General features: G+C 54.2%; 24 protein-coding genes. 8 read left to right on the forward strand and 16 right to left on the reverse strand.

Annotated elements, in window-relative coordinates:
* Nucleotides 1–173 precede the first annotated feature (173 nt).
* From mdoG to B3B59_RS01850, 3 genes are read left to right on the forward strand one after another with little or no spacing between them, the layout of a single operon-like run.
* Nucleotides 174–1709: a glucan biosynthesis protein G gene (gene mdoG / locus B3B59_RS01840; protein ID WP_207293457.1), complete on the forward strand. Its 1536-nt coding sequence runs from the start codon at nucleotides 174–176 to the stop codon at nucleotides 1707–1709.
* Nucleotides 1702–4230 carry a glucans biosynthesis glucosyltransferase MdoH gene (mdoH, locus tag B3B59_RS01845; protein ID WP_046885721.1) on the forward strand — a complete coding sequence of 843 codons (2529 nt, stop codon included), beginning with the start codon at nucleotides 1702–1704 and terminating at the stop codon, nucleotides 4228–4230. The genes mdoG and mdoH overlap by 8 nt, the downstream gene beginning before the upstream one ends.
* A 57-nt stretch (nucleotides 4231–4287) precedes the next feature.
* Nucleotides 4288–4515 carry a YceK/YidQ family lipoprotein gene (locus B3B59_RS01850; RefSeq protein WP_040076197.1) on the forward strand — a complete coding sequence of 76 codons (228 nt, stop codon included), beginning with the start codon at nucleotides 4288–4290 and terminating at the stop codon, nucleotides 4513–4515.
* Here the strand turns inward: B3B59_RS01850 and B3B59_RS01855 are convergent, their stop codons facing one another.
* The 3 genes from B3B59_RS01855 to B3B59_RS01865 form a co-directional block, all read right to left on the reverse strand.
* Nucleotides 4516–4890, reverse strand: coding sequence for a MysB family protein (locus B3B59_RS01855; RefSeq protein WP_040076196.1), 375 nt, complete (start codon nucleotides 4888–4890; stop codon nucleotides 4516–4518). It abuts the gene before it with no gap.
* A 97-nt stretch (nucleotides 4891–4987) separates the two neighbouring features.
* Nucleotides 4988–6238 carry a multidrug efflux MFS transporter MdtG gene (mdtG, locus tag B3B59_RS01860; protein WP_286807987.1) on the reverse strand — a complete coding sequence of 417 codons (1251 nt, stop codon included), beginning with the start codon at nucleotides 6236–6238 and terminating at the stop codon, nucleotides 4988–4990.
* A gap of 126 nt (nucleotides 6239–6364) precedes the next feature.
* Nucleotides 6365–7291: a Kdo(2)-lipid IV(A) acyltransferase gene (locus tag B3B59_RS01865; RefSeq protein WP_046885719.1), complete on the reverse strand. Its 927-nt coding sequence runs from the start codon at nucleotides 7289–7291 to the stop codon at nucleotides 6365–6367.
* A 218-nt stretch (nucleotides 7292–7509) separates the two neighbouring features.
* Between B3B59_RS01865 and B3B59_RS01870 the strand changes: the two genes are divergently transcribed.
* Complete coding sequence (locus B3B59_RS01870; RefSeq protein WP_046885718.1) at nucleotides 7510–8559, forward strand: rhodanese-related sulfurtransferase; 1050 nt, start codon at nucleotides 7510–7512, stop codon at nucleotides 8557–8559.
* Nucleotides 8560–8603: 44 nt separating this feature from the next.
* Here the strand turns inward: B3B59_RS01870 and B3B59_RS01875 are convergent, their stop codons facing one another.
* From B3B59_RS01875 to mdtH, 10 genes are all read right to left on the reverse strand, one after another.
* Nucleotides 8604–9179, reverse strand: coding sequence for a YceI family protein (locus B3B59_RS01875; protein ID WP_040076191.1), 576 nt, complete (start codon nucleotides 9177–9179; stop codon nucleotides 8604–8606).
* Nucleotide 9180: 1 nt separating this feature from the next.
* On the reverse strand, nucleotides 9181–9747 hold the full coding sequence (locus B3B59_RS01880) for a cytochrome b (protein WP_207293461.1): 567 nt from the start codon (nucleotides 9745–9747) through the stop codon (nucleotides 9181–9183).
* 254 nt (nucleotides 9748–10001) lie between these two features.
* Nucleotides 10002–10121, reverse strand: coding sequence for a YceO family protein (locus B3B59_RS01885; protein WP_046885716.1), 120 nt, complete (start codon nucleotides 10119–10121; stop codon nucleotides 10002–10004).
* Between the two features lie 57 nt (nucleotides 10122–10178).
* A complete protein-coding gene (gene solA, locus B3B59_RS01890; RefSeq protein ID WP_233803854.1) occupies nucleotides 10179–11294 on the reverse strand; it encodes an N-methyl-L-tryptophan oxidase in 1116 nt (371 codons plus the stop codon).
* A gap of 116 nt (nucleotides 11295–11410) precedes the next feature.
* Nucleotides 11411–11665 (reverse strand): biofilm formation regulator BssS, encoded by a 255-nt coding sequence (bssS, locus tag B3B59_RS01895; RefSeq protein WP_040076189.1) that lies wholly within the window; start codon nucleotides 11663–11665, stop codon nucleotides 11411–11413.
* Nucleotides 11666–11935: 270 nt separating this feature from the next.
* Nucleotides 11936–12181 (reverse strand): DNA damage-inducible protein I, encoded by a 246-nt coding sequence (dinI, locus tag B3B59_RS01900; protein ID WP_046885715.1) that lies wholly within the window; start codon nucleotides 12179–12181, stop codon nucleotides 11936–11938.
* 75 nt (nucleotides 12182–12256) lie between these two features.
* Complete coding sequence (gene pyrC / locus B3B59_RS01905) at nucleotides 12257–13303, reverse strand: dihydroorotase (protein WP_286807988.1); 1047 nt, start codon at nucleotides 13301–13303, stop codon at nucleotides 12257–12259.
* 124 nt (nucleotides 13304–13427) lie between these two features.
* Nucleotides 13428–13988 (reverse strand): lipoprotein, encoded by a 561-nt coding sequence (locus tag B3B59_RS01910; protein WP_046885713.1) that lies wholly within the window; start codon nucleotides 13986–13988, stop codon nucleotides 13428–13430.
* Nucleotides 13989–14112: 124 nt separating this feature from the next.
* Entirely contained in the window at nucleotides 14113–14760 is a 648-nt protein-coding gene (gene grxB, locus B3B59_RS01915; protein ID WP_286807989.1) for a glutaredoxin 2, read from the reverse strand.
* A 62-nt stretch (nucleotides 14761–14822) separates the two neighbouring features.
* Nucleotides 14823–16031 carry a multidrug efflux MFS transporter MdtH gene (gene mdtH, locus B3B59_RS01920; protein WP_046885711.1) on the reverse strand — a complete coding sequence of 403 codons (1209 nt, stop codon included), beginning with the start codon at nucleotides 16029–16031 and terminating at the stop codon, nucleotides 14823–14825.
* Nucleotides 16032–16263: 232 nt separating this feature from the next.
* On the opposite strand from mdtH, the gene rimJ reads away from it, so the two are divergent.
* The 4 genes from rimJ to murJ all read left to right on the forward strand — a co-directional run bounded on the left by rimJ (nucleotide 16264) and on the right by murJ (nucleotide 20099).
* The gene (gene rimJ, locus B3B59_RS01925; RefSeq protein ID WP_040076182.1) at nucleotides 16264–16848 is read left to right on the forward strand and encodes a ribosomal protein S5-alanine N-acetyltransferase; all 585 of its coding nucleotides are present in this window, start codon (nucleotides 16264–16266) and stop codon (nucleotides 16846–16848) included.
* A 9-nt stretch (nucleotides 16849–16857) separates the two neighbouring features.
* Entirely contained in the window at nucleotides 16858–17508 is a 651-nt protein-coding gene (locus B3B59_RS01930; protein ID WP_040076181.1) for a YceH family protein, read from the forward strand.
* 2 nt (nucleotides 17509–17510) lie between these two features.
* Nucleotides 17511–18434 (forward strand): Gfo/Idh/MocA family protein, encoded by a 924-nt coding sequence (locus B3B59_RS01935; RefSeq protein WP_286807990.1) that lies wholly within the window; start codon nucleotides 17511–17513, stop codon nucleotides 18432–18434.
* 129 nt (nucleotides 18435–18563) lie between these two features.
* Nucleotides 18564–20099: a murein biosynthesis integral membrane protein MurJ gene (gene murJ, locus B3B59_RS01940; RefSeq protein ID WP_040076179.1), complete on the forward strand. Its 1536-nt coding sequence runs from the start codon at nucleotides 18564–18566 to the stop codon at nucleotides 20097–20099.
* Between the two features lie 53 nt (nucleotides 20100–20152).
* Here murJ and flgN read toward each other — a convergent pair whose 3' ends face one another.
* The 3 genes from flgN to flgA all read right to left on the reverse strand — a co-directional run bounded on the left by flgN (nucleotide 20153) and on the right by flgA (nucleotide 21626).
* A complete protein-coding gene (gene flgN / locus B3B59_RS01945; RefSeq protein WP_040076178.1) occupies nucleotides 20153–20578 on the reverse strand; it encodes a flagella biosynthesis chaperone FlgN in 426 nt (141 codons plus the stop codon).
* A gap of 7 nt (nucleotides 20579–20585) precedes the next feature.
* Nucleotides 20586–20873 carry a flagellar biosynthesis anti-sigma factor FlgM gene (gene flgM, locus B3B59_RS01950; RefSeq protein WP_040076177.1) on the reverse strand — a complete coding sequence of 96 codons (288 nt, stop codon included), beginning with the start codon at nucleotides 20871–20873 and terminating at the stop codon, nucleotides 20586–20588.
* Between the two features lie 93 nt (nucleotides 20874–20966).
* Nucleotides 20967–21626, reverse strand: coding sequence for a flagellar basal body P-ring formation chaperone FlgA (gene flgA, locus B3B59_RS01955; protein ID WP_286808072.1), 660 nt, complete (start codon nucleotides 21624–21626; stop codon nucleotides 20967–20969).
* Between the last annotated feature and the right edge of the window lie 33 nt (nucleotides 21627–21659).

The following is a 21659-nucleotide window of genomic DNA, read 5'->3' on the forward strand; positions in this document are numbered from 1 at the left end:
ATAAGCACGCAAAGTGAAAATGGGTTACTTTCACTTGCTTAATCCATGAGCCAGCGCGCTGAACAAAGCGGTGATTATGTTGTCGGAATGCCTGATTTTCCATTAAAATGGATCGGATCGATATAAGCACACAAAGGGGGAAGTGCTTACTTATTATGAAACATAAACCACAAATGATGAAAATGCGTTGGTTGGGGGCAGCTGTACTGTTGTCTCTATATACCTCATCGGCCTGGTCCTTTACCATCGACGACGTCGCAAAACAGGCAAAATCGATGGCGGGCAAGAGCTATGAAGCGCCAAAAAGTAACCTGCCCTCCGTTTTCCGCGACATGAAATATGCGGACTATCAGCAGATCCAGTTTAACCGCGACAAAGCTTACTGGAACAACACTAAGACCCCGTTCAAGCTTGAGTTTTATCACCAGGGGATGTATTTCGACACGCCAGTCACCATTAATGAAGTGACCGCCACGGCAGTGCGTAAAATCAAGTACAGCCCGGATTATTTTAATTTTGGCAACGTACAGCACGATAAAGACACGGTAAAAGATTTGGGCTTTGCTGGCTTCAAGGTGCTTTATCCTATTAACAGCAAAGATAAAAATGACGAAATCGTCAGCATGCTTGGCGCAAGTTATTTCCGCGTGATCGGTGCCGGCCAGGTGTACGGTATCTCTGCGCGCGGTCTGGCCATTGATACGGCGCTGCCCTCTGGCGAAGAGTTCCCGCGTTTTCGTGAGTTTTGGGTCGAGCGTCCAAAACCTACCGACAAGCGTCTGACGGTTTATGCACTGCTGGATTCCCCTCGCGCGACCGGCGCGTACCGTTTTGTGATCATTCCAGGCCGCGATACGGTGGTTGACGTTCAATCCAAAGTTTACCTGCGCGATAAAGTGGGCAAGCTGGGCGTTGCGCCATTGACCAGTATGTTCCTGTTTGGGCCGAACCAGCCCTCTCCGGCGACCAACTTCCGTCCTGAGCTGCATGATTCCAATGGACTGTCGATTCATGCCGGTAATGGTGAATGGATCTGGCGTCCACTGAATAACCCGAAACATCTGGCTGTTAGCAGCTTCGCGATGGAAAACCCGCAAGGCTTCGGCCTGCTGCAGCGTGGCCGCCAGTTCTCTCGTTTTGAAGATCTCGATGACCGCTACGACCTGCGCCCAAGCGCCTGGATTACGCCGAAGGGCGAATGGGGTAAAGGCAAGGTTGAACTGGTAGAGATCCCAACCAACGATGAAACCAACGATAATATCGTTGCGTACTGGACGCCGGATCAGCTGCCGGAAGCCGGTAAAGAGATGAACTTCAAGTACACCATCACGCTGAGCCGCGATGAAGACAAACTTCATGCTCCGGATAACGCGTATGTCATGCAAACGCGTCGCTCTACCGGTGATGTGAAGCAGTCGAACCTGATTCGTCAGCCCGATGGCACCATCGCATTTGTGGTCGATTTTGCCGGTCAGAACATGAAGACGCTTGCGCCAGATACCCCTGTAACCGCCCAGGCCAGCATTGGAGACAACGGTGAAATCGTTGAAAACAGTGTGCGCTATAACCCGGTCACTAAAGGGTGGCGTTTAACCTTGCGCGTGAAAGTGAAAGATGCGAAACAGCCGACTGAAATGCGTGCCGCTCTGGTTAACGCCGACCAGCCGCTGAGTGAAACCTGGAGCTATCAGCTACCTGCCAATGAATAAGACAACTGAGTATATCGACGCCATGCCGCTCTCTGACATAGAGAAAGCGGCATTGCCGAAGGACGATATCCGCGCGGTACACACCGCGCTGGATGCAGAACGTCACCCATATACCCGTGACGACGATACGCCGCTGGGCTCGGTCAAGGCTCGCCTTGAGCAGGCCTGGCCCGATTCGCTGGCTGAAGGGCAACTGATAAAGGATGACGAAGGGCGTACCCAGCTTGAGGCAATGCCGAAGGCGACGCGTTCTTCCATGTTCCCGGATCCGTGGCGCACGAACCCGGTAGGCCGCTTCTGGGATCGTCTGCGTGGCCGCGACGTTACGCCGCGTTATCTTTCTCGTCTCACGAAAGAGCAGCAGGCGAGCGAGCAAAAATGGCGTACCGTAGGCAGCATCCGTCGCTATATTTTGCTGTTGCTGACCGTGGCGCAAACCGTTGTCGCTACCTGGTACATGAAAACCATTCTGCCTTACCAGGGGTGGGCACTGATCAACCCGGCAGACATGCTCGATCAGGATCTGCTCGTCTCCTTTATGCAGATCCTGCCGTACATTCTGCAAAGCGGCATCCTGCTGCTGTTCGCCGTACTCTTCTGTTGGGTCTCGGCCGGTTTCTGGACCGCGCTGATGGGCTTCCTGCAGCTGCTGATAGGCCGTGACAAATACAGCATTTCGCACTCTACGGTGGGGGATGAACCCCTGAATCCCGAGCACCGTACTGCGCTGATCATGCCGATTTGTAACGAAGACGTGGATCGCGTCTTCGCCGGACTGCGCGCTACCTGGGAGTCGGTGAAAGCCACCGGTAACGCGGCGCACTTCGACGTTTATATTCTGAGCGACAGCTACAACCCCGATATCTGCGTTGCTGAGCAGAAAGCGTGGATGGAACTGATTGCGGAAGTGCAGGGCGAAGGGCAGATCTTCTATCGTCGCCGCCGCCGTCGTGTGAAGCGTAAAAGCGGTAACATCGATGACTTCTGCCGTCGCTGGGGTAACCAGTACAGCTATATGGTGGTGCTGGACGCCGACTCGGTTATGACGGGCGACTGTCTGACCGGTCTGGTGCGCCTGATGGAGGCGAACCCGAACGCTGGTATTATCCAGTCTTCGCCGAAAGCGTCGGGTATGGATACGCTGTATGCGCGTTGCCAGCAGTTTGCCACCCGTGTTTACGGGCCGCTGTTTACCGCGGGCCTGCACTTCTGGCAGTTGGGTGAATCCCACTACTGGGGCCATAACGCCATCATCCGTGTTCAACCCTTTATCGAGCATTGCGCCCTGGCGCCGCTGCCAGGCGAAGGGTCTTTTGCCGGTTCTATCCTCTCCCATGACTTCGTTGAAGCCGCCCTGATGCGTCGTGCCGGGTGGGGGGTGTGGATCGCTTACGATCTGCCAGGCTCTTATGAAGAGCTGCCGCCAAACCTGCTGGATGAACTCAAACGCGACCGCCGCTGGTGTCACGGGAACCTGATGAACTTCCGTCTGTTCCTGGTTAAAGGGATGCACCCGGTTCACCGTGCGGTGTTCCTCACCGGGGTAATGTCTTACCTCTCTGCGCCGCTGTGGTTTATGTTCCTTGCGCTGTCCACGGCGCTCCAGGTGGTGCATGCGCTCACCGAGCCGCAATACTTCCTGCAACCGCGCCAGCTTTTCCCGGTGTGGCCGCAGTGGCGCCCTGAACTGGCGATTGCGCTCTTTGCGTCAACCATGGTGCTGCTGTTCCTGCCGAAACTGCTGAGTATTGTGCTCATCTGGTGTAAAGGCTCGAAGGAGTATGGCGGGTTCTTCCGCGTCACGCTCTCGCTGCTGCTGGAAGTGCTGTTCTCGGTGCTGCTGGCGCCGGTACGTATGCTGTTCCATACCGTGTTCGTGGTTAGTGCCTTCCTCGGCTGGGAAGTGGTCTGGAACTCACCGCAGCGTGACGACGACTCCACGCCGTGGAGCGAAGCCTTTATGCGTCATGGTTCGCAATTGCTGCTGGGTCTGGTTTGGGCAGTGGGTATGGCATGGCTGGATCTGCGTTTCCTCTTCTGGCTGGCGCCGATTGTCTTCTCGCTGATTCTGTCGCCGTTTGTGTCGGTTATATCCAGCCGTTCAACGGTCGGTCTGCGTACCAAGCGCTGGAAACTGTTCCTCATTCCGGAAGAGTATTCGCCGCCGCAGGTGCTGGTTGACACTGATAGATTCCTTGAGCTTAACCGTAGCCGTTCGCTGGAAGATGGGTTTATGCACGCCGTATTTAACCCATCCTTTAACGCGCTCTCTACGGCGATGGCAACGGCCCGTCACCGGGCAAGCCAGGTGCTGGAGATCGCCCGCGATCGTCATGTGGAACAGGCGCTGAATGAAACGCCTGAAAAACTGAACCGTGACCGTCGTCTGGTGCTGTTGAGCGATCCGGTGACCATGTCGCGTCTGCACTATCGTGTCTGGTCAGCCCCGGAGAGATACTCGTCGTGGGTTAGCCATTACGAGACGCTGAAGCTTAATCCGTTGGCGCTGAAGGCGAAATAAGCCTGAGGTAAAAAAAATACCGGCCTGTGGGCCGGTATTTTTTTCTATGAGGTAACCATGAAAGTCATCATCGTCATCATGATGTCCCTGATGCTAACTGGATGCGGAAGCATCATTAGTCGCACCATCCCTGGACAGGGGCATGGTAATCAATATTATCCCGGTGTGCAGTGGGATGTACGCGATTCCGCATGGCGCTACCTGACGGTGCTGGACCTGCCGTTCTCGCTGATATTTGATACGCTGCTCCTGCCCATTGATGCCCATCACGGGCCGTACGAATAGTTAACGCTCGTCCCACTCGTCTGCCGCGGTCTGCCCCTCTTCGGTATCCAGCGGCGGTTCGAGCTGGAACTCACCTTCATCCCACTCATGGAGGGTATTCTCCTCCAGCCACTCCTGGCGCAGTTCAATTTCATCGAAATCGCCGTCGAAAACAGCCTGCGCTGCTTCGCCACTTAATACCGGCAGGCATTCCCCCTCCTGGCCATCGTCGGCAAAAAACTCGACCTGCCACATAATGTCCCCATCCTGCAGAACATATTTTTGAATATTGAGTTGCTCAATATTCGCATTCTCTTCCTCAATGCCTGGATTATTGGCGAGATACTCCTCGCGTGCAGCGTCAATAGCTTCTTCCAGCGTGGCGTACATAGTCATAAGTGTCTCCCTGTTTTCGACATAGCATTCAGGGAAAGGATAGCTTATCCACTGAAATTGCAAGTATGAATGCGCAGAAAGCCGTCAGCCATTTTTCTTAATGACGCACTGCCGGGGAGGAAGAAGGAGGATTTCGCGGCGATTTGCGCGTAGCTCTCGCCATGCTGAGCCAGGAATAGATGGCGTTAAAGAGCACGACGCAGGCCGTCACAATAAAGACGGCCCTGAAGCCGAAGCTCGCAGAGACACCGGCCCCCACCAGCGGCCCGGTGACATTACCAATATCGCGAAAAGACTGGTTATAACTGAATATCCGCCCGGCAATCTGGTTGGTGGAGTTGTAGACCAGCAGGGTCTGTACGGCGGGCAATAGCGCCCCGTCAGCAGCTCCTAACAGGAAACGTAATACGCCCAGTTGCCAGGGGGACTGCACCATCGACATAGGAATCAGCAGCAGCACCGAAATAATCAGGGCTGCGATCAGGATTTTCTCTGGGCCAATGCGATCGCCGAGTTTACCCAGTCGCGGCGCACTGATCAGCGCCGCCACGCCGGGTACCGAGGCAATCATGCCGCTAATAAAGGCGATATTGCTCACGTTGCCCGCTAAATCGCGCACATAGAGCGTAAGGATGGGGGCTATAGAGCCGGTCGCAACCTGAATGATTAAGGTCGTGACAAAGAGACTTAACACCAGTTTCGGATTTTTCAGGGCGCCTATCACCTGACGCGCATGGAGCATCTCTTTCTTCGCCACCGGGGTAAAGTTTTCCCGAATGCACAGCAAGGTGACGATAAAACAGATGAACAGCACCACCGCGGTGATAAAAAAGACCGGCCGCAGGCCATAAATATCGGCCATAAAACCGCCCGCCAGCGGGCCGAGGAGTGCGCCGCTAACCGCCCCGGTAGAGAGCGTACCCAGCGCCCAGCCGCTTTTATGCCGCGGTATCTGCGTAGCAATAAGCGCGTTGGCATTGGGCACAAACCCGCCCAGTAAGCCCAGCAAAGCGCGCAAAATCAGTAACTGCCAGACATTTTGTGCCAGCCCCATCAGCACCATGATAATGGACATGCCCAGCGCTGAGCGCAGCAGCATGATTTTGCGCCCTTTCCGGTCAGCAAGTCCGCCCCAGAAGGGGGAGGCAATGGCCGAAAAGAGAAAAGTAATGCTAAACACCAGCCCCGACCACATATTCAGCGCGCTATGGCCGGTCACCCCGAGCTGTTCGACATACAGCGGCAGAAAAGGCATGACCAGACTGAAGGCTGCGCCGGTTAAAAAACAACCGAACCACGCAACCGCGAGATTACGTTTCCAGTTTATAGGGGCATCTGAGGGCGACATAGCAATCCGCAATAATATTATGAGAGGTAATAAGCCTGCTAATTATGCGCCTGCGTGATGATTGCTGCAATGGAGGAGGGCTTTTATCGCTAAAAGAGAGGCGGCCTGTTGGCCGCCCCGGGGAGATTAATAGCGAGAGGGAACGCCCTCCGGCCGGGTTTTAAAGCGACGATGTAGCCACATATACTGTTCAGGTGCCAGCATGATGCACTTCTCCACAACCTCATTCATCCAGCGGGCGGTGGTCTCGGCATCGTCAAGCGGGGGAGCCAGCTCGGGCTCCAGCATCATCAGTTCATAACCTTTACCATCAGGTTTTCGCCGCGGTACGAAGGGAACAATCGCCGCTTTGGACATGCGCGCCAGCATCCAGGTACCGGAGGTCGTCGCTGCCTCTTCTACGGCAAAGAAGGGGACAAAGACGCTGGCGTTACGACCATAGTCATGATCTGGCGCGTACCAGATGACCTCACCTGATTTCAGGGCGCGAATCATCCCTTTCAGGTCTTTACGGTCAATCATGCTCTTATTGGAACGCATACGTCCCCAGGTTTGTAACCAGTCAATCACCGGATTATCGTTGGGGCGATAAACGCCGATGCCGGGCGCCTGCATGCCAAACATACGTGCACCGATTTCGAGGGTGAGGAAATGGACCCCAATCAACAGCACGCCGGTTTTATCGGCCTGAAGTTGATGCACCGGACCCATGCCGGTACCAGTGACGTCATACCAGCGTGCCATCCGCTTGTCAGACCAGAACCAGGCCATGCCTGTTTCCATCAGCCCCATACCGACGGATTCAAAGTTTTTAACCACCATCTCATGGCGTGCCTTTGCGTCCATTTGCGGAAAGCAGAGCTCCAGATTGCGATCGGCAATGCGGGCACGGCGTTTCATCAGGCGCAGGGCAAGGTGGCCCAGAACACAGCCAAGGCGATAGATGATGGGGTAGGGCAGCTTTACCACTAACCATAATAAACCGATCCCCAGCCAGGTAGGCCAATAACGTGGATGGAGTAGCGCCATGGAAAATTGAGGTAAATGGGTCATGTTTTTCCTGTTCTTAAACGTCCTTATGCAGCATTGTCGCATTTTTCAATCTATTGCCCAAATTTCTGCAAAAAAAGCGATCTCATGTTGCGGGTAAAGCGCAAAACGAAATTTTGTGAGTCAGAAATGTAGCGCAAAATGAAGGGATGTAAATTCTCATTGTTTGCTATATCATGCGGCCCGATTTGATTCTCTAACGATTGCAGGAACCGTACACCATGCCAGTGTTACACAACCGCATTTCGAACGAGGAGTTAAAAGCGCGCATGCTGGCCGAAACAGAGCCGCGCACGACTATCTCGTTCTATAAATACTTCACCATCGTCAATCCGCACGAAACGCGTGACACCCTCTACAAAGCTCTGACTGCGCTGAACGTATTTGGCCGCATTTATCTGGCCAAAGAGGGCATCAATGCGCAGATTAGCGTGCCTGAAAGCAAAGTCGACGCGTTACGTGATTATCTCTACGGCTTCGATCCTGCACTGAATGGGCTGCGTCTGAACGTGGCGCTGGAAGATGACGGTAAATCCTTCTGGGTGCTGCGTTTGAAAGTGCGTGAACGCATCGTCGCCGATGGGATTGACGACCCGACCTTCGATGCCAGCGACGTGGGTGACTATCTGAAGGCGGCTGAAGTGAATGCCATGCTCGACGATCCCGATGCGGTGTTTATCGATATGCGTAATCACTATGAATATGAAGTGGGCCATTTCGAGGATGCGCTGGAGATCCCGGCAGATACCTTCCGTGAGCAACTGCCTAAAGCCGTTGAGATGATGCAGGAACATAAAGATAAAAAGATCGTTATGTACTGCACCGGTGGGATCCGTTGTGAAAAGGCCAGTGCCTGGATGAAGCACAACGGCTTCAATAAGGTGTGGCATATTGAGGGCGGCATTATTGAGTATGCCCGCCGTGCCCGTGAGCAGGGCCTGCCGGTACGATTTATCGGTAAAAACTTCGTCTTCGATGAGCGGATGGGTGAGCGAATTTCGGAGGATGTGATCTCGCATTGCCATCAGTGCGGTACATCATGCGACACGCATACCAACTGCAAAAACGACGGTTGTCATCTGCTGTTTATTCAGTGCCCGGCATGTGCTGAGAAGTTTAATGGCTGCTGTAGTGAACTGTGCAGCGAAGAGAGCGCTCTGCCTGAAGAGGAGCAGCGCCGTCGCCGCGCGGGACGTGAAAACGGTAATAAAATCTTCAATAAGTCGCGTGGTCGTCTCAATACCCGCCTGGGTATTCCTGACCCGGAATAACGGCTGTCCGGCCCGGCTGCAGCGAGCAACCGGGCCGACTTCACTTACTTCTTCTGCACGCCTTCAACAGAAATAATCAGATCCACTTCCTGCGATGCCGGACCCAGATCGGTAGTGATATTAAAGTCCTTCAGACGGATTTTACCCTCAGCTTCAAACCCGGCGCGTTTGCCGCCCCACGGATCGTCGCCCTGACCAATCAGCTTCGCTGCCAGCGTCACTGGTTTAGTCACGCCGTTTAAGGTCAGGTTACCGGTGATATCCAGCCCGTCACCTGCTTTTTTGACTTCTGTAGACGCGAAAGTCGCCTGCGGGAACTTCGACACGTTCAGGAACTCTGCGCTGCGCAGGTGTTTATCACGCTCAGCGTGGTTAGTGTCTACGCTGTTGGTATTGATCGTGACATTCACTTTATCGGCAGCCGGATTTTTTTCATCGAAGGTAAAAGACCCATCGAAATCATTAAAGGTGCCGTACAGCCAGCTGTAGCCCAGGTGCTGGATGCGGAAGTTGACGAAGGCGTGCTGCCCTTGTTTATCAATTGTATAGTCTGCTGCAACGGCGGCGCCGGTGGTGAACAGCAGAGTTCCTAAGGTTAATCCCAGCAGGCTTTTTTTCATCTTATGCTCCAGAGTCAGACGACGCTTTACCCAACATACGTGTCAGGGTGGCATCTTTATCGATAACGTGATGTTTGATGGCGGCGAGGCCATGTAAAACGGAAAGAACAACCAGGCTCCAGGCGAGCCATAGATGTAGTGAACCCGCGAGATCCGCCTGCGTACCGGCATCTGCCAGTAGTGCAGGGACATCAAACAGGCCGAATACGCTGATGGGCTTGCCGTCGGCGGTGGAAATCAGGTAGCCGCTAATTAGAATGGCAAAGAGTAGGCCGTAAAGGGCGATATGGGCCGAGGCGGCCGCCAGTCGGGTCAGGCGAGTCTGGCTTTGCAGCGGCGGCGGTACCGGGGAGACGTGGCGCCAGATAATGCGGATCACCAGACCCATCATCAACAGGATGCCAATGCTCTTATGCAGCTCGGGTGCCTGATGGTACCAGCCATCGTAGTAGCTAAGCGTGACCATCCACAACCCGAGGCCAAACATGGCATAAACGACAATGGCCGTGACCCAGTGTAATAAAAGGGAAATAACACCATAGCGTGTCGGGGAATTACGTAACTGCATAGTCAGTACCGCAATAATATTAATGTGCGGTCAACATGACGTGTCAGAAATAGTAATGCAAATGATATTTAATAATAATGACTATTAATTTTTATCTTTCAGTTACTTTGATGATGACAGGGATTTTACATCAGCTTTTTCGTAAAAAATGAAATGTTTAGCAGCCCTGCAGCAGGTTTCATTGGGTTAATAAAATTCAAATTATTTGGGATGAATTTATAGTTATTTTAAGAAATGTAAGGTTGTGTCAGGGGTTATGCCGCATAGAACAGAATATAAACGACATCGATAACGGCTAATAATGACCACAGTACAATATAGAGCATCAGATGCTCACGAATATTGTTGATCAGATAGTTAAGCAGGCGTCGCATTCACTTCCCATTTGCGAAAAGTTAAAGGCTTCGGCATCCCGAAGCCTGGGACAATTATCAGCGAAAGCGTGCTAAGGAGAAGGGCGTCAGATCAAACGACGGCGTGATACCCTGGGCAAATTGCGCGGCAATCTCACCCAGTACGCTGGCAAACTTAAAGCCATGACCGCTGAGGCCGGTAATCAGCAACGTATTATCATGCCCTGGCAGCGTATCAATAATAAAATCTTCGTCTGGGGTGTTGTCATAGGTGCAGGCTGCTCCATGCAGCAGACCGCCTACGCCCGGCAGTACATTCCGTAAGAATGTAAAACACTCCGATCCATCACTGGCTATGGCACCAAAGGGGACGCGTTCTTGCTGGGACGTGATGGGTTGCCCGCCGTTATGTTTACCGATCTTGAGTTCATCATTTTCAGCAGGAAAACCGTAGAACTGATTGCCGTCTGGCAACTCGCCGGTAAACGCCGGGAAGTGGTTTTTACTGCTGTAGCGGCCATCGGCCTGGAACCACGCAAAGACTTTGCGCACTGGCTGCACTGGCAGGTCAGGCACCAGGCTAGAGACCCAGGTCCCCGAACTGACCAGCAGTCGATGCGCGCTATATGCACCATCAGCTGTTTCTACCGTCACCTCATCATCACCATGCTGAATGCGGCTCACCGGGCAGTTAAACAGCTGCGCGCATCCGGACTCTTTCGCCAGAGCAATCCAGGTCTTAATCGCCAGTTCGCTACGTAATACCCCAGAACTGCCTTCAAACAGACCGACATAGTTCTCAGGCACCCGAATTTCAGGCCAGCGCGCCATAATGGCCTCGCTGCTCATAGACTCTACGTTGAGGTTAAACTTCTGCGCGCTCTGGGCGACATTTGTCAGAAATTCAGAATCAGCAGGGCCCAGGTTGATCACGCCGGTACGCTCAAAGACGGCCTCACCACTGATCTCTGCCAGCTCATCCCACAGCGCCTGCGCGCGTAACACCATCGGGACATAGCGCTCGCCCTCGCCGTAAGCGTGACGAATCAGGCGGGTATCACCATGGTGGCTCCCTTCGGTGTGTGGCGGCATATGGGCATCTATCATCAATACCTTCAGCCCGGCACGCGTTGCATAATAACCTGCGGCGGCGCCGACGGAACCACTGCCAATAATGATTAGATCGTATTTCATATAAATCTCTTTACGCTGCACTTTACATAGCAGAGTAATTAACATGGCGGGGTTATACAAGGGAGAAATAAATAAGGCACCCTGAGGTGCCTGTTGAGTGAAAAATGGGCATATTCTTAATGCCGACGATACTCATTTTCCTGGTAGTCACCAGATTCTATTTTTGCAATTCCTGCTTCTAAAATAGAAATAAACTGGCGTGCGACATCTGTTGTTAACCACAGAGTCTGCCCAACCTCCGCTTCTTCACGGTCCGCCTGATTTGGGGTCTGGTAGTGTAAGCGCAACATCAGCGCGTCGTAGCTGTCTACGGTGCTAATATCCCAGCCGACGAGAGGATGGGTCTGGATGACTTCATTATTCTTTTCCATCTTAACCCCCTTAATACGTGTTAGAAGACAACGACTTTGAGGTTCAATGCGTGTTTTTCTGAAGCTACTTCAGTATACATTAAATAAGGGTTCTGATCGGAAAAAGAAACCATCGCAACGTAAATAGTTACATTTTAGGAATGTTCGAACAATAAATCACCGTGATGCTCACGATTTTAAAAGAAGTCAGGCAGGGCGGGGAACTTTCTTAAAACGAAACGAAAAAAAAGCCGGGGCGACCCGGCAAAAAACACAATGAGGGCGTAAAACTTAATCGGTAATAAACCAGTCGTCAGCGCTCTCCCAGGTCTCCTGGAGGATTTCGCTGATGCGCTCTTTATCTTCTTTGGCACCACCTAATACTGACAGGTTATTGGCGGCAGCATAACGCACGGTAACGGCACCATCGCGCTCGGGAAAGGAATCGTTGATACGACGGGATAATTCACCCGCCAGCGCATCCAGCGCGCCGGCAGGCATGGCTGTGGTTCTGGCGATTGTGACTTCAATACGCATAATAACCCCCTGTGCAATATACTGTGTATTTATACAGTTCTATTGATGCCAACGCAACAGGGGGCGACCATTTTTTTAACCTTTAACCGTCCATTGCACCTTTTCACCCGCCAGGAATGGAATTAGGGTGTCATCCGTCAGGGCAATCGACTCCACCACCTGGCTCTCTTCGCGCACCAGTTCAACGAACGTATCATTAACCGGCAGGTTGTAGAATTTCGGGCCGTTAAGCGAGCAGAAGGCTTCAAAGTGCTGCAAGGCATTCATCTCCTCAAAGACCTGGGCATAGCTCGCCAGTGCGGTAGGCGCATTAAAGCAGCCTGCACAGCCGCAGCTGGCCTCTTTGCGATGACGTGCATGCGGCGCGGAGTCTGTACCCAGGAACACGCGGTCAAAACCGCTGGCGACCAGCTCACGCAGCGCCTGCTGGTGGATATTACGCTTCAGGATCGGCAGGCAGTACAGATGCGGACGCACGCCGCCAACCAGCATATGGTTGCGGTTAAACATCAGGTGCTGCGGGGTAATGGTTGCCGCCAGACGCTCGTTGCCCTCGCGGACATAATCTGCGGCATCTTTAGTGGTGATGTGTTCAAACACCACTTTCAAACCCGGCAGGCGCTGGCGAAGCGGTTCCATCACGGTATCGATAAAGCGGGCTTCACGATCGAAGATATCGATGTCGGCATGGGTCACTTCACCGTGCACCAGCAGCGGCATACCCAGTTTCTCCATGCGCTCCAGTACCGGCATAATGGCATCGACGCTGGTCACGCCGTGGCTGGAGTTGGTGGTGGCGTTTGCCGGATAGAGTTTGGCGGCGGTGAAAACCCCTTCGGTAAAGCCGCGCTCAATCTCTGCTGGATCCAGCGTGTCAGTCAGGTAGCAGGTCATCAGCGGGGTAAAGTCATGCCCGGCCGGTACGGCAGCGAGGATGCGGTTGCGATAGGCAATAGCGGCATCAACGGTAGTGACTGGCGGTACCAGGTTAGGCATGACAATCGCGCGGCCATAAATTTCACTGGTATAAGGCACGACGGTGGCCAGCATGTCGCCATCACGCAGATGGATATGCCAGTCGTCAGGACGGCGGATTTTCAGAACCTGGGGATGTGCAGTCATTAGTATGCTCCGGCTTGGTAGGAATCAGTCATGAAGGCTGTTTTTTGCCGGACACAAAGGATAGGCGGAAACGTTTTCGTTTGCACTCTTTTTACAAAAAAAAGGCGCCGAAGCGCCGTTATATTTACTCAGTGAAGGGGATTATGATTTCTCCCGGCTTCACTTCAATGCCTTTGGCATATTTCTTCGCCAACGCTTCGCCTTTGCTCTTATCTTCACTCAGGATATAGGCTGGCTGTTTATTGAAGTAGCTGCGCAGCGACTGGTTGAGATAAGGCATCAGGGTCTGAAGTACTGGTTTCATTTTCTCCGGCGTGACGACCGCATCGGCAATCTCCATCTCCTGCAGATAAATCGCCCCTTCTTCTTTGTTGAAGACCGGCAGCGCTTTTAATTTGAGCTGAATATTGGCCTTCTGGCTGCCAAACAGGGAGTTCATGTCCAGGCTGGCATCACCGGAGAGCATCACTTTGTTTGGCTCTTCCCGGCCAATCTTACTGTCCAGGTTGGTCAGTACAATATGCGCATCCGCCACGCCGGGGACGCCGATATCTTTGGCAAAATTATTATGTTTCTGAAGCGCCTGGTTAATTTCCTGCTCGCTGACGGTGTACTGAGTAAGCTGATTGCAACCAACCAGCAGGCCGCTCACTATAAACGCAGCGGCAATAACGATTTTCTTCATGTTTTTCCTCAACATAATGTCAGCACTTAACGCCCGACGAGCCAGTATGTCAGGCGAGAGTGTTACAGACCAGCAGAAAAAGCTGAAATCAACGGGCGGGCAGAGGGTGCCCGCCCGTCCGGGCTTACAGTGCCTGGGAAGAGAGAAGGTTGATTTGGGTCTGCTTCGCCATGTTATCGCGATAGTCCGCGACCCGCGTTGGCCAGGTAATGCCCGCGACCAGCGTCAGGTTACGCAGCAGTGGGAAGAGGTGAATATCATCGTCAGATAACTCGCCATTGACGGCGTTAGGCTGGACGATGAGCTTGTCCAGCGCCCGCAGGTCATCGCTGATATTTTTTACCAGACCGGCGGTGTGGGCCATATGCTCATCAAAGCTGCCGATAGCGGCCTCTTTCTTCTCAACGAAGTACGCACGGGCCTCTGGTGTAGAAAACTCATCAAACGCAGATTTCGCGAAGCGGGGGATAAGCAGACGATTCACATAACCGTTCACTTTGCGTAGCCACTCTTCAACGGCGGGGTTTTGCTTGCCAGTGAGCAGCGGCTTGCCATCAAGCTGGTCGACATAGTGGACGATATCCATGCTTTCGGGCAGGTAACGGCTGTCGTCTTTTTGCAGGATGGGGGCCATTTTCTTACCAATCATCCGCGTGGGCGTTGCTTCGTCATCATTCTGCAGCGTGATGAGTTCGACGGGTAGATTCTTCAGACCAAAAATCATTCGGGCTTTAAGACAGAACGGGCAGTGATCGTAAATATAAAGTTTCACGTTTCTCCTCCAGTTGTTGACCATCAATAGTCAGTATGGAGGAGAAAAAAGCATGAGACAAATCAGGCCCCAGGCTCCAGCATGGTGCCCGCGCTACGTTTGTGGCTGAACTGCCAGCCCAGCGCGAAGAAGGTGATCACCCCGATCACCGCCAGCATCACCCAGGGTAACTCCGGCTGACTGAATGCTTTGCCGGCATCAAACAGCCAGCCGCCGCCTGCATAACCCAGCGCACCGCCAATCGCCAGTCCGAGGCGGCTAAAGCCCATATAGCTACCGCGTGCACGGGCATCCGCCAGCTGGGCGCTCAGGGTTTCACGTGCCGGTTCGGCGATGATCGAGCCAATGTAAAAAGTGCAAATCAGAATAAACAGCTGCTGTAGCGAGCTGACCATCCCGATCGGCAGCATGCTGATCGACATTAACAGCAGTCCTGCCATTAACCGGTGCTCCAGGCGAAACCGCTTTTCGCTCCAGCGGGCAATCGGATAGAGCAGAGTCAGCGACAGGCTGGCTTCGATGGCATACATCCATTTCACCGCTGCCGGGGAGCCGGCGATATCGTTGACCATGATGGGCAGCATAAGCATGACCTGCACCGCCAGCATGTAATAGCCCGCCAGGGTCAGCACGTAGGTGACGAAGCGTTTGTCCCGCAGCACCCGGCCCATCCCTTCGCGCACCGGGGCCTTAACGGTGGAGAGTTTCCACGCAGGCAGTAGCCAGGCGTTGAAGCCCGCGCACAGGATAAAGAGGACGGCACCCACGGCGCAGACCAGGCGGAAATCATACTGCAATAGCCAGCTACCCAGCAGGGCGCCAATCACCGCGCCGGCACTGTCCTGCATCATCAACAGGGAGAAAAACCGTCCACGCTGCTGCGGGCGAATCAGTTTGACCACCAGCGCGGTGCGCGGTGGGTCAAATAATGTTCCTCCGAGCCCGGAGATAAGGCAGGAGGCCCACAGTATCCAGGGTTCGTGAGCAATGCCCATGGTGGCAAACCCGGCCGCACGTAGCAGCATGCCGGTGACGATCATCGGTTTGGCGCCGAAGCGGTCGGCAATCGCGCCGCCAAAGATCCCCAGACCTTGCTGCACAAACTGGCGCAGGCCGAGGGCAATACCGACCATTAATGCCGCCCAGCCCATTTGATCCACAAAGCGGATCGAAATCAGAGGGAATACGACAAAAAAGCCCAGTACCACCAGCATGTTATCGACGAGAAGGAAGTATTTACCCAGGTTCCGGGCCTGCGAGATGCGGGACATTTCCCCTCCGGGAAATTAAAAGGTAAGCGCGCTAATATTCTGCGGGGTTATGAACAATTTTCCCACTGTCCCGGCGACAATATTTTTTTATCAAACGAAGACTTTGATTGGCGCTTTTCATCGTAAAGTGTGAAAAGTCACGAAAATGGTATGTCACTGTTTTCACAGACGGCAACCGCACAGGTATAGTAAAGATAACGGGCCGAGGTTGTAACGGGAAGGAGTGGTATCGATGTTTGGCTATCGTAGTAATGTGCCGAAGGTGCGCCTGACGACCGACCGGCTGGTTGTGCGTCTGGTGCACGAGCGTGATGCCTGGCGTCTGGCGGATTATTACGCCGAGAATCGTCAGTTTTTAAAACCCTGGGAGCCCATTCGGGATGAGAGCCACTGTTATCCCTCCGGGTGGCAGGCGCGCCTGGGGATGATTGCAGAGTTCCATAAGCAGGGCTCGGCATTCTATTTCGCGCTGCTCGATCCCGATGAAAAAGAGATCATCGGCATCGCCAATTTTTCCAACGTGGTGCGCGGGTCTTTTCATGCCTGCTATCTCGGCTATTCAATTGGCCAGAAGTGGCAAGGGCAGGGGTTGATGTTCGAGGCGCTCTCCGCCGCCATTCGCTATATGCAGCGCACCCAACATATTCACCGCATTATGGCGAACTATATGCCGCACAATCAGCGCAGCGGCGATCTGCTGGCGCGTCTCGGCTTTGAAAAAGAGGGATACGCGAAAGATTATCTATTGATAGACGGCGAGTGGCGCGATCATGTCCTGACGGCGCTCACAACCAAAGAGTGGAGCGCAGGACGCTAAGGAGATGTCATGAAATATCAGTTATCGCTTATGGAAGCGCGGGTGATCGGCAGCCTGCTTGAAAAACAGATCACTACCCCTGAACAGTATCCCCTGTCGATCAATGCCGTGACGCTTGCCTGTAACCAAAAAACTAACCGCGAGCCGGTGATGAACCTTGCAGAACATGAGGTTCAGGATCTGCTTGATGCGCTGGTCAAGCGCCACTATCTACGAACAGTGAGCGGGTTCGGCAACCGCGTCACAAAGTACGAGCAGCGTTTCTGCAACTCTGAATTTGGCGACCTGAAACTCAATCCCGCCGAGGTGGCGGTCATTACCACACTGCTGTTGCGTGGGCCTCAAACCCCGGGTGAACTGCGCAGCCGGGCCGCGCGGATGTATGAATTTGCCGATATGCAGGAGATTGAGCAAACGCTGGAACATCTGGCCTCCCGCGAAGACGGGCCCTATGTCTTGCGTCTGCCACGGGAGCCGGGCAAACGTGAGAGCCGTTATATGCATCTCTTTAGCGGCAATGTCGAAACGCTGATAAACGTGGTTGAGGCGGTGGCGCCGGTAGAGGATGAGAGCCTGCTTGCCCGCGTCGAGGCGCTGGAAGGTGAAGTCGCCGACCTAAAACAGCGGCTCGATTCGCTGCTGGCACATCTGGGAGATTAACTGTGACAAAATTACGCGTGGGTGTTGTAGGGTTGGGCGGCATTGCTCAGAAAGCCTGGCTGCCGGTATTGAGCGCCGCCACCGACTGGACGCTACAGGGGGCCTGGTCTCCGTCGCGGGATAAAGCGCTGCGTATCTGTGAGACCTTCCGCATGCCCTATGCCGGCTCGCTGACCGAACTGGCCCAGCAGTGCGACGCGATCTTTGTTCATACCTCTACGGCCACCCATTACCAGGTGGTGAGCGAACTGCTTAACGTCGGCGTGCATGTCTGCGTAGATAAACCGCTGGCAGAAAATATTCAGGATGCCGAGCGTCTGATTGAGCTGGCCGCGCGGAAAAAACTCACCCTGATGGTGGGCTTCAATCGCCGTTTTGCCCCCCTGTATCAGTCGCTGAAAAGCCAGCTCTCCGGCGCGGCTTCTCTGCGAATGGATAAGCACCGCGCTGACAGCGTCGGCCCCGGCGATCTGCGCTTCACGCTGCTCGACGACTATCTGCACGTGGTAGACACCGCACTGTGGCTGGCAGGCGGTAACGCGCAGCTCGATAGCGGCACCCTGCTGGCGAACGAGCAAGGCGAGATGGTCTATGCCGAGCACCATTTCAGTATTAACCATTTGCAGATTACAACCGCCATGCATCGGCGGGCGGGCAGTCAACGGGAGTGGGTTCAGGCCGTCACCGACGGTGCGCTGGTGGATGTCACCGATATGCGTGAGTGGCGAGAAGAGAGAGGGCAGGGGGTGGTACACCGCCCGGTACCGGGCTGGCAGAGTACGCTGGAGCAGCGGGGTTTTGCAGGCTGCGCGCATCACTTTATTGAGTGCGTGCAAAATCAGACCATTCCGGAGACGGCGGGCGAGCAGGCCATTATGGCTCAGCGCATCGTCGAGAAGCTGTGGCGCGAGGCGATGAGCGAGTAACCGTTATCTGCGGGTTCAACCCCTGTAACATCTGCCGATAGTAATTCCCCGGAATCCAGGTAGACTAAGCGCTTCTTTCAACGCCTGCACTGCAGGCGTTTTGCCGTGTGGTTGTGGAAATTCACGTTAATGAACCTATTAAAATCGCTGGCCGCCGTCAGCTCGATGACCATGTTTTCTCGCGTGCTGGGCTTTGCACGCGATGCCATTGTGGCGAGGGTTTTTGGTGCAGGCATGGCGACCGATGCCTTCTTCGTCGCCTTTAAGTTGCCCAACCTGCTGCGTCGTATCTTTGCTGAAGGGGCTTTCTCGCAGGCGTTTGTCCCAATCCTGGCTGAGTACAAAAGTAAGCAGGGCGAAGATGCCACCCGGGTGTTTATCTCTTACGTTTCGGGTCTGCTGACCCTGGCGCTGGCCATCGTCACCGTGGTGGGGATGTTGGCAGCGCCGTGGGTCATCATGGTGACCGCGCCAGGCTTTGCCAACACGGCGGACAAATTTGCTCTCACCACCCAGCTGTTGCAGATCACTTTCCCCTATATTTTGCTTATATCGCTCGCCTCTCTGGCAGGGGCGATTCTCAATACCTGGAACCGCTTCTCGGTGCCAGCTTTTGCCCCTACGTTCCTCAATATCAGCATGATCGGATTTGCGCTGTTTGCTGCGCCGCACTTTAACCCTCCGGTGCTGGCCCTTGCCTGGGCGGTGACCGTCGGCGGCGTGTTGCAGCTGGCTTATCAGCTACCGCATCTGAAGAAAATTGGCATGCTGGTCTTGCCGCGCATCAACCTGCGCGATGCCGGGGCGATGCGTGTCGTCAAACAGATGGGGCCAGCCATCCTGGGCGTCTCCGTTAGTCAGATCTCGCTGATTATCAACACCATTTTTGCCTCCTTCCTCGCCTCAGGATCGGTTTCATGGATGTATTACGCCGATCGTCTGATGGAGTTTCCCTCTGGCGTGCTGGGCGTGGCGCTGGGCACCATCTTGCTGCCGTCACTGTCGAAAAGCTTTGCCAGCGGCAATCATGATGAATATTGCCGCCTGATGGACTGGGGGCTGCGGCTCTGCTTCCTGCTGGCACTTCCCAGCGCGGTGGCGCTGGGGATCCTGGCCAAGCCGCTGACCGTGTCGCTGTTCCAGTACGGCAAATTTACCGCGTTTGATGCGGCCATGACCCAGCGGGCGCTCATTGCCTATTCGGTAGGACTGATGGGGCTGATCGTCGTGAAAGTGTTGGCGCCGGGCTTCTATTCGCGCCAGGACATCAAAACGCCGGTCAAAATTGCCATTGTGACTTTAATTATGACCCAGCTGATGAACCTGGCGTTTATTGGCCCTCTTAAGCACGCCGGCCTGGCACTCTCTATCGGTCTGGCGGCATGTCTTAACGCCGCTCTGCTCTACTGGCAATTGCGTAAACAGAAGATCTTTACTCCGCAGCCGGGTTGGGCACGTTTCCTGGTGCGTCTGGTGATAGCGGTGTTGGTGATGGCGGCGGCATTAGTGGGCATGCTGCATGTGATGCCGGATTGGGCGCAGGGCACGATGCTCTATCGACTGCTGCGGTTAATGGCGGTCGTGGTGACCGGCGTGGTGGCTTACTTTGCGACCCTGGCCATTCTCGGTTTTAAAGTGAAAGAGTTCACCCGCCGTACGGCGTAACGAAAAAAGGGGAGTCACAAACTGTGCTCCCCGTTCCTCTCTCGCTGGCGCGATTAGATAGAAAACTTCTTACCGCCGCCGCCGCGCGAGGCGGACTGTTGTCCATTCGCGCCATACAGGCCTGGCTCCTGATGTGGCTTCAGAACCTCCAGCGCCTGCTGGTTGCGGGTAATCTGTCCTTCCAGTAACCAACCATTGTGCTGGTTAAGGTCGCGCAACTGCTGGGTTTTTTCTGTAATTGTCTGCCAGCGTTCGGCGAAATCATCATTCGCACTACGTTGGGAGACTTGCTCAGCGCGACGCTGCTGCTCCAGGTAATCCAGAGTGGCGAGCAGCGAACTTTTATCTTCAGTAATTCGCTGAAGTGCGCTGCCGCTGATATGCCCGGCAGAGAGCTGTTGTTGTTCAGCATCCATTACCGTTTTCAGGTCGTTAAGAATGACCGTCATTTGATCCAGTATTTCCGAGAGACGACTCATACGGTTTTTACTCTAAGAAACTTTGCGCTTCCTGAATCAGCGCGTCAGCAATTTTGCTGGTATCCATTTTTAGTTCGCCATTACGAATAGCGGTTTTCAGCGCGTCAACGCGTTCCATATTAATATCGTTGCTACCCGGCTGCATCAGCTTCGCCTGGGCATCGCTCAGCGTCACGCTGGTGCTGTTAGCCGACGCCGTTTTTTCAAGGCGAGTTTTTGGCGTGGCAGTGTCATTCGTTTCGCGAGTTTGTACAGTGCTAACCGGCTTTACGGGCGATGTACGATCAATGCTCATTGTGTTGTCCTCATAGAGGGTTCGCGGCGTTGGTGCCTGACATCATCATTTGTTACTACTTTATCGGCAGCCGCCGCAAAATCTTTAAAAAGATTATAGGTTAATCAGAATATTCCCATCAGAACCGACCGTTCCACTGACCACCTGGCCGGAAGCCATACGCACGCGGGCATTCTGCGCCACCGCTGCGTTGTTCAACGCCTTGCCTTCACTGTTCACGCTAAAGCCGTCTCCGCTGGCGACAACCATCACGCGTTGACCGGCTTTAATACGCCATGACTGACGCAGCATACTCAATTGCAGCGGCTGCCCTGGCACCACATCGCGAAGCGTGACGGCATCTTGCGCCTGGTTGATATCCAGCATGGTGCGCGGTGGCAACTGATCCAGTCTGCCGCGCTTAAGCGTTACGCTACCGGGCTGCAACACGCTGCCGCGAGCAATCACCTGGGAGGCGACAACATAATTGCCCATTGCCTGAACTGCAACCTGAATGTAGCGCTTCTCATTGGCGCAACGTGTCTGCACGCTGAGATTGCCCCACAGTCTGGCACTGCCCGGTACGCTAAATGAGGGCTGCTCACAGCTCGGCAACAGGTTAGCCGGGGAACGAATGGTCACGGTGACCTCATCGCTAATGCCGGCCAGCCGCTGGGCAAAAAATGCCGTCAGCTGCGCGTCCAGATCCTGCGCCGAAGAGAGGGCGCTCCAGAGCAATAAGGTTGCGGCAAGACCACGTTTGAAAATGCGCATCATAAAATACCCGCCAGTTCCAGGATGAGAGGG

It is taken from the genome of Leclercia sp. UBA2479 (assembly GCF_002341985.1).
In the GTDB taxonomy this organism is placed as follows: Bacteria; Pseudomonadota; Gammaproteobacteria; order Enterobacterales; family Enterobacteriaceae; genus Enterobacter; species Enterobacter pneumoniae.

Bases quoted from the DNA above. Each gene is read 5' to 3' on its own strand.
- mdoG (WP_207293457.1), top strand. From the start codon at position 174: ATGATGAAAATGCGTTGGTTGGGGGCAGCTGTACTGTTGTCTCTATAT.
- B3B59_RS01930 (WP_040076181.1), top strand. From the start codon at position 16,858: ATGAAATATCAGTTATCGCTTATGGAAGCGCGGGTGATCGGCAGCCTG.
- B3B59_RS01910 (WP_046885713.1), bottom strand. From the start codon at position 13,988: ATGAAGAAAATCGTTATTGCCGCTGCGTTTATAGTGAGCGGCCTGCTG.
- B3B59_RS01880 (WP_207293461.1), bottom strand. From the start codon at position 9,747: ATGCAGTTACGTAATTCCCCGACACGCTATGGTGTTATTTCCCTTTTA.
- mdtG (WP_286807987.1), bottom strand. From the start codon at position 6,238: ATGTCGCCCTCAGATGCCCCTATAAACTGGAAACGTAATCTCGCGGTT.
- B3B59_RS01865 (WP_046885719.1), bottom strand. From the start codon at position 7,291: ATGACCCATTTACCTCAATTTTCCATGGCGCTACTCCATCCACGTTAT.
- B3B59_RS01850 (WP_040076197.1), top strand. From the start codon at position 4,288: ATGAAAGTCATCATCGTCATCATGATGTCCCTGATGCTAACTGGATGC.
- bssS (WP_040076189.1), bottom strand. From the start codon at position 11,665: ATGGAAAAGAATAATGAAGTCATCCAGACCCATCCTCTCGTCGGCTGG.
- B3B59_RS01870 (WP_046885718.1), top strand. From the start codon at position 7,510: ATGCCAGTGTTACACAACCGCATTTCGAACGAGGAGTTAAAAGCGCGC.
- rimJ (WP_040076182.1), top strand. From the start codon at position 16,264: ATGTTTGGCTATCGTAGTAATGTGCCGAAGGTGCGCCTGACGACCGAC.
- B3B59_RS01875 (WP_040076191.1), bottom strand. From the start codon at position 9,179: ATGAAAAAAAGCCTGCTGGGATTAACCTTAGGAACTCTGCTGTTCACC.
- solA (WP_233803854.1), bottom strand. From the start codon at position 11,294: ATGAAATACGATCTAATCATTATTGGCAGTGGTTCCGTCGGCGCCGCC.
- B3B59_RS01885 (WP_046885716.1), bottom strand. From the start codon at position 10,121: ATGCGACGCCTGCTTAACTATCTGATCAACAATATTCGTGAGCATCTG.
- B3B59_RS01855 (WP_040076196.1), bottom strand. From the start codon at position 4,890: ATGACTATGTACGCCACGCTGGAAGAAGCTATTGACGCTGCACGCGAG.
- flgA (WP_286808072.1), bottom strand. From the start codon at position 21,626: ATGCGCATTTTCAAACGTGGTCTTGCCGCAACCTTATTGCTCTGGAGC.
- pyrC (WP_286807988.1), bottom strand. From the start codon at position 13,303: ATGACTGCACATCCCCAGGTTCTGAAAATCCGCCGTCCTGACGACTGG.
- mdoH (WP_046885721.1), top strand. From the start codon at position 1,702: ATGAATAAGACAACTGAGTATATCGACGCCATGCCGCTCTCTGACATA.
- flgM (WP_040076177.1), bottom strand. From the start codon at position 20,873: ATGAGCATTGATCGTACATCGCCCGTAAAGCCGGTTAGCACTGTACAA.
- murJ (WP_040076179.1), top strand. From the start codon at position 18,564: ATGAACCTATTAAAATCGCTGGCCGCCGTCAGCTCGATGACCATGTTT.
- mdtH (WP_046885711.1), bottom strand. From the start codon at position 16,031: ATGTCCCGCATCTCGCAGGCCCGGAACCTGGGTAAATACTTCCTTCTC.
- dinI (WP_046885715.1), bottom strand. From the start codon at position 12,181: ATGCGTATTGAAGTCACAATCGCCAGAACCACAGCCATGCCTGCCGGC.
- flgN (WP_040076178.1), bottom strand. From the start codon at position 20,578: ATGAGTCGTCTCTCGGAAATACTGGATCAAATGACGGTCATTCTTAAC.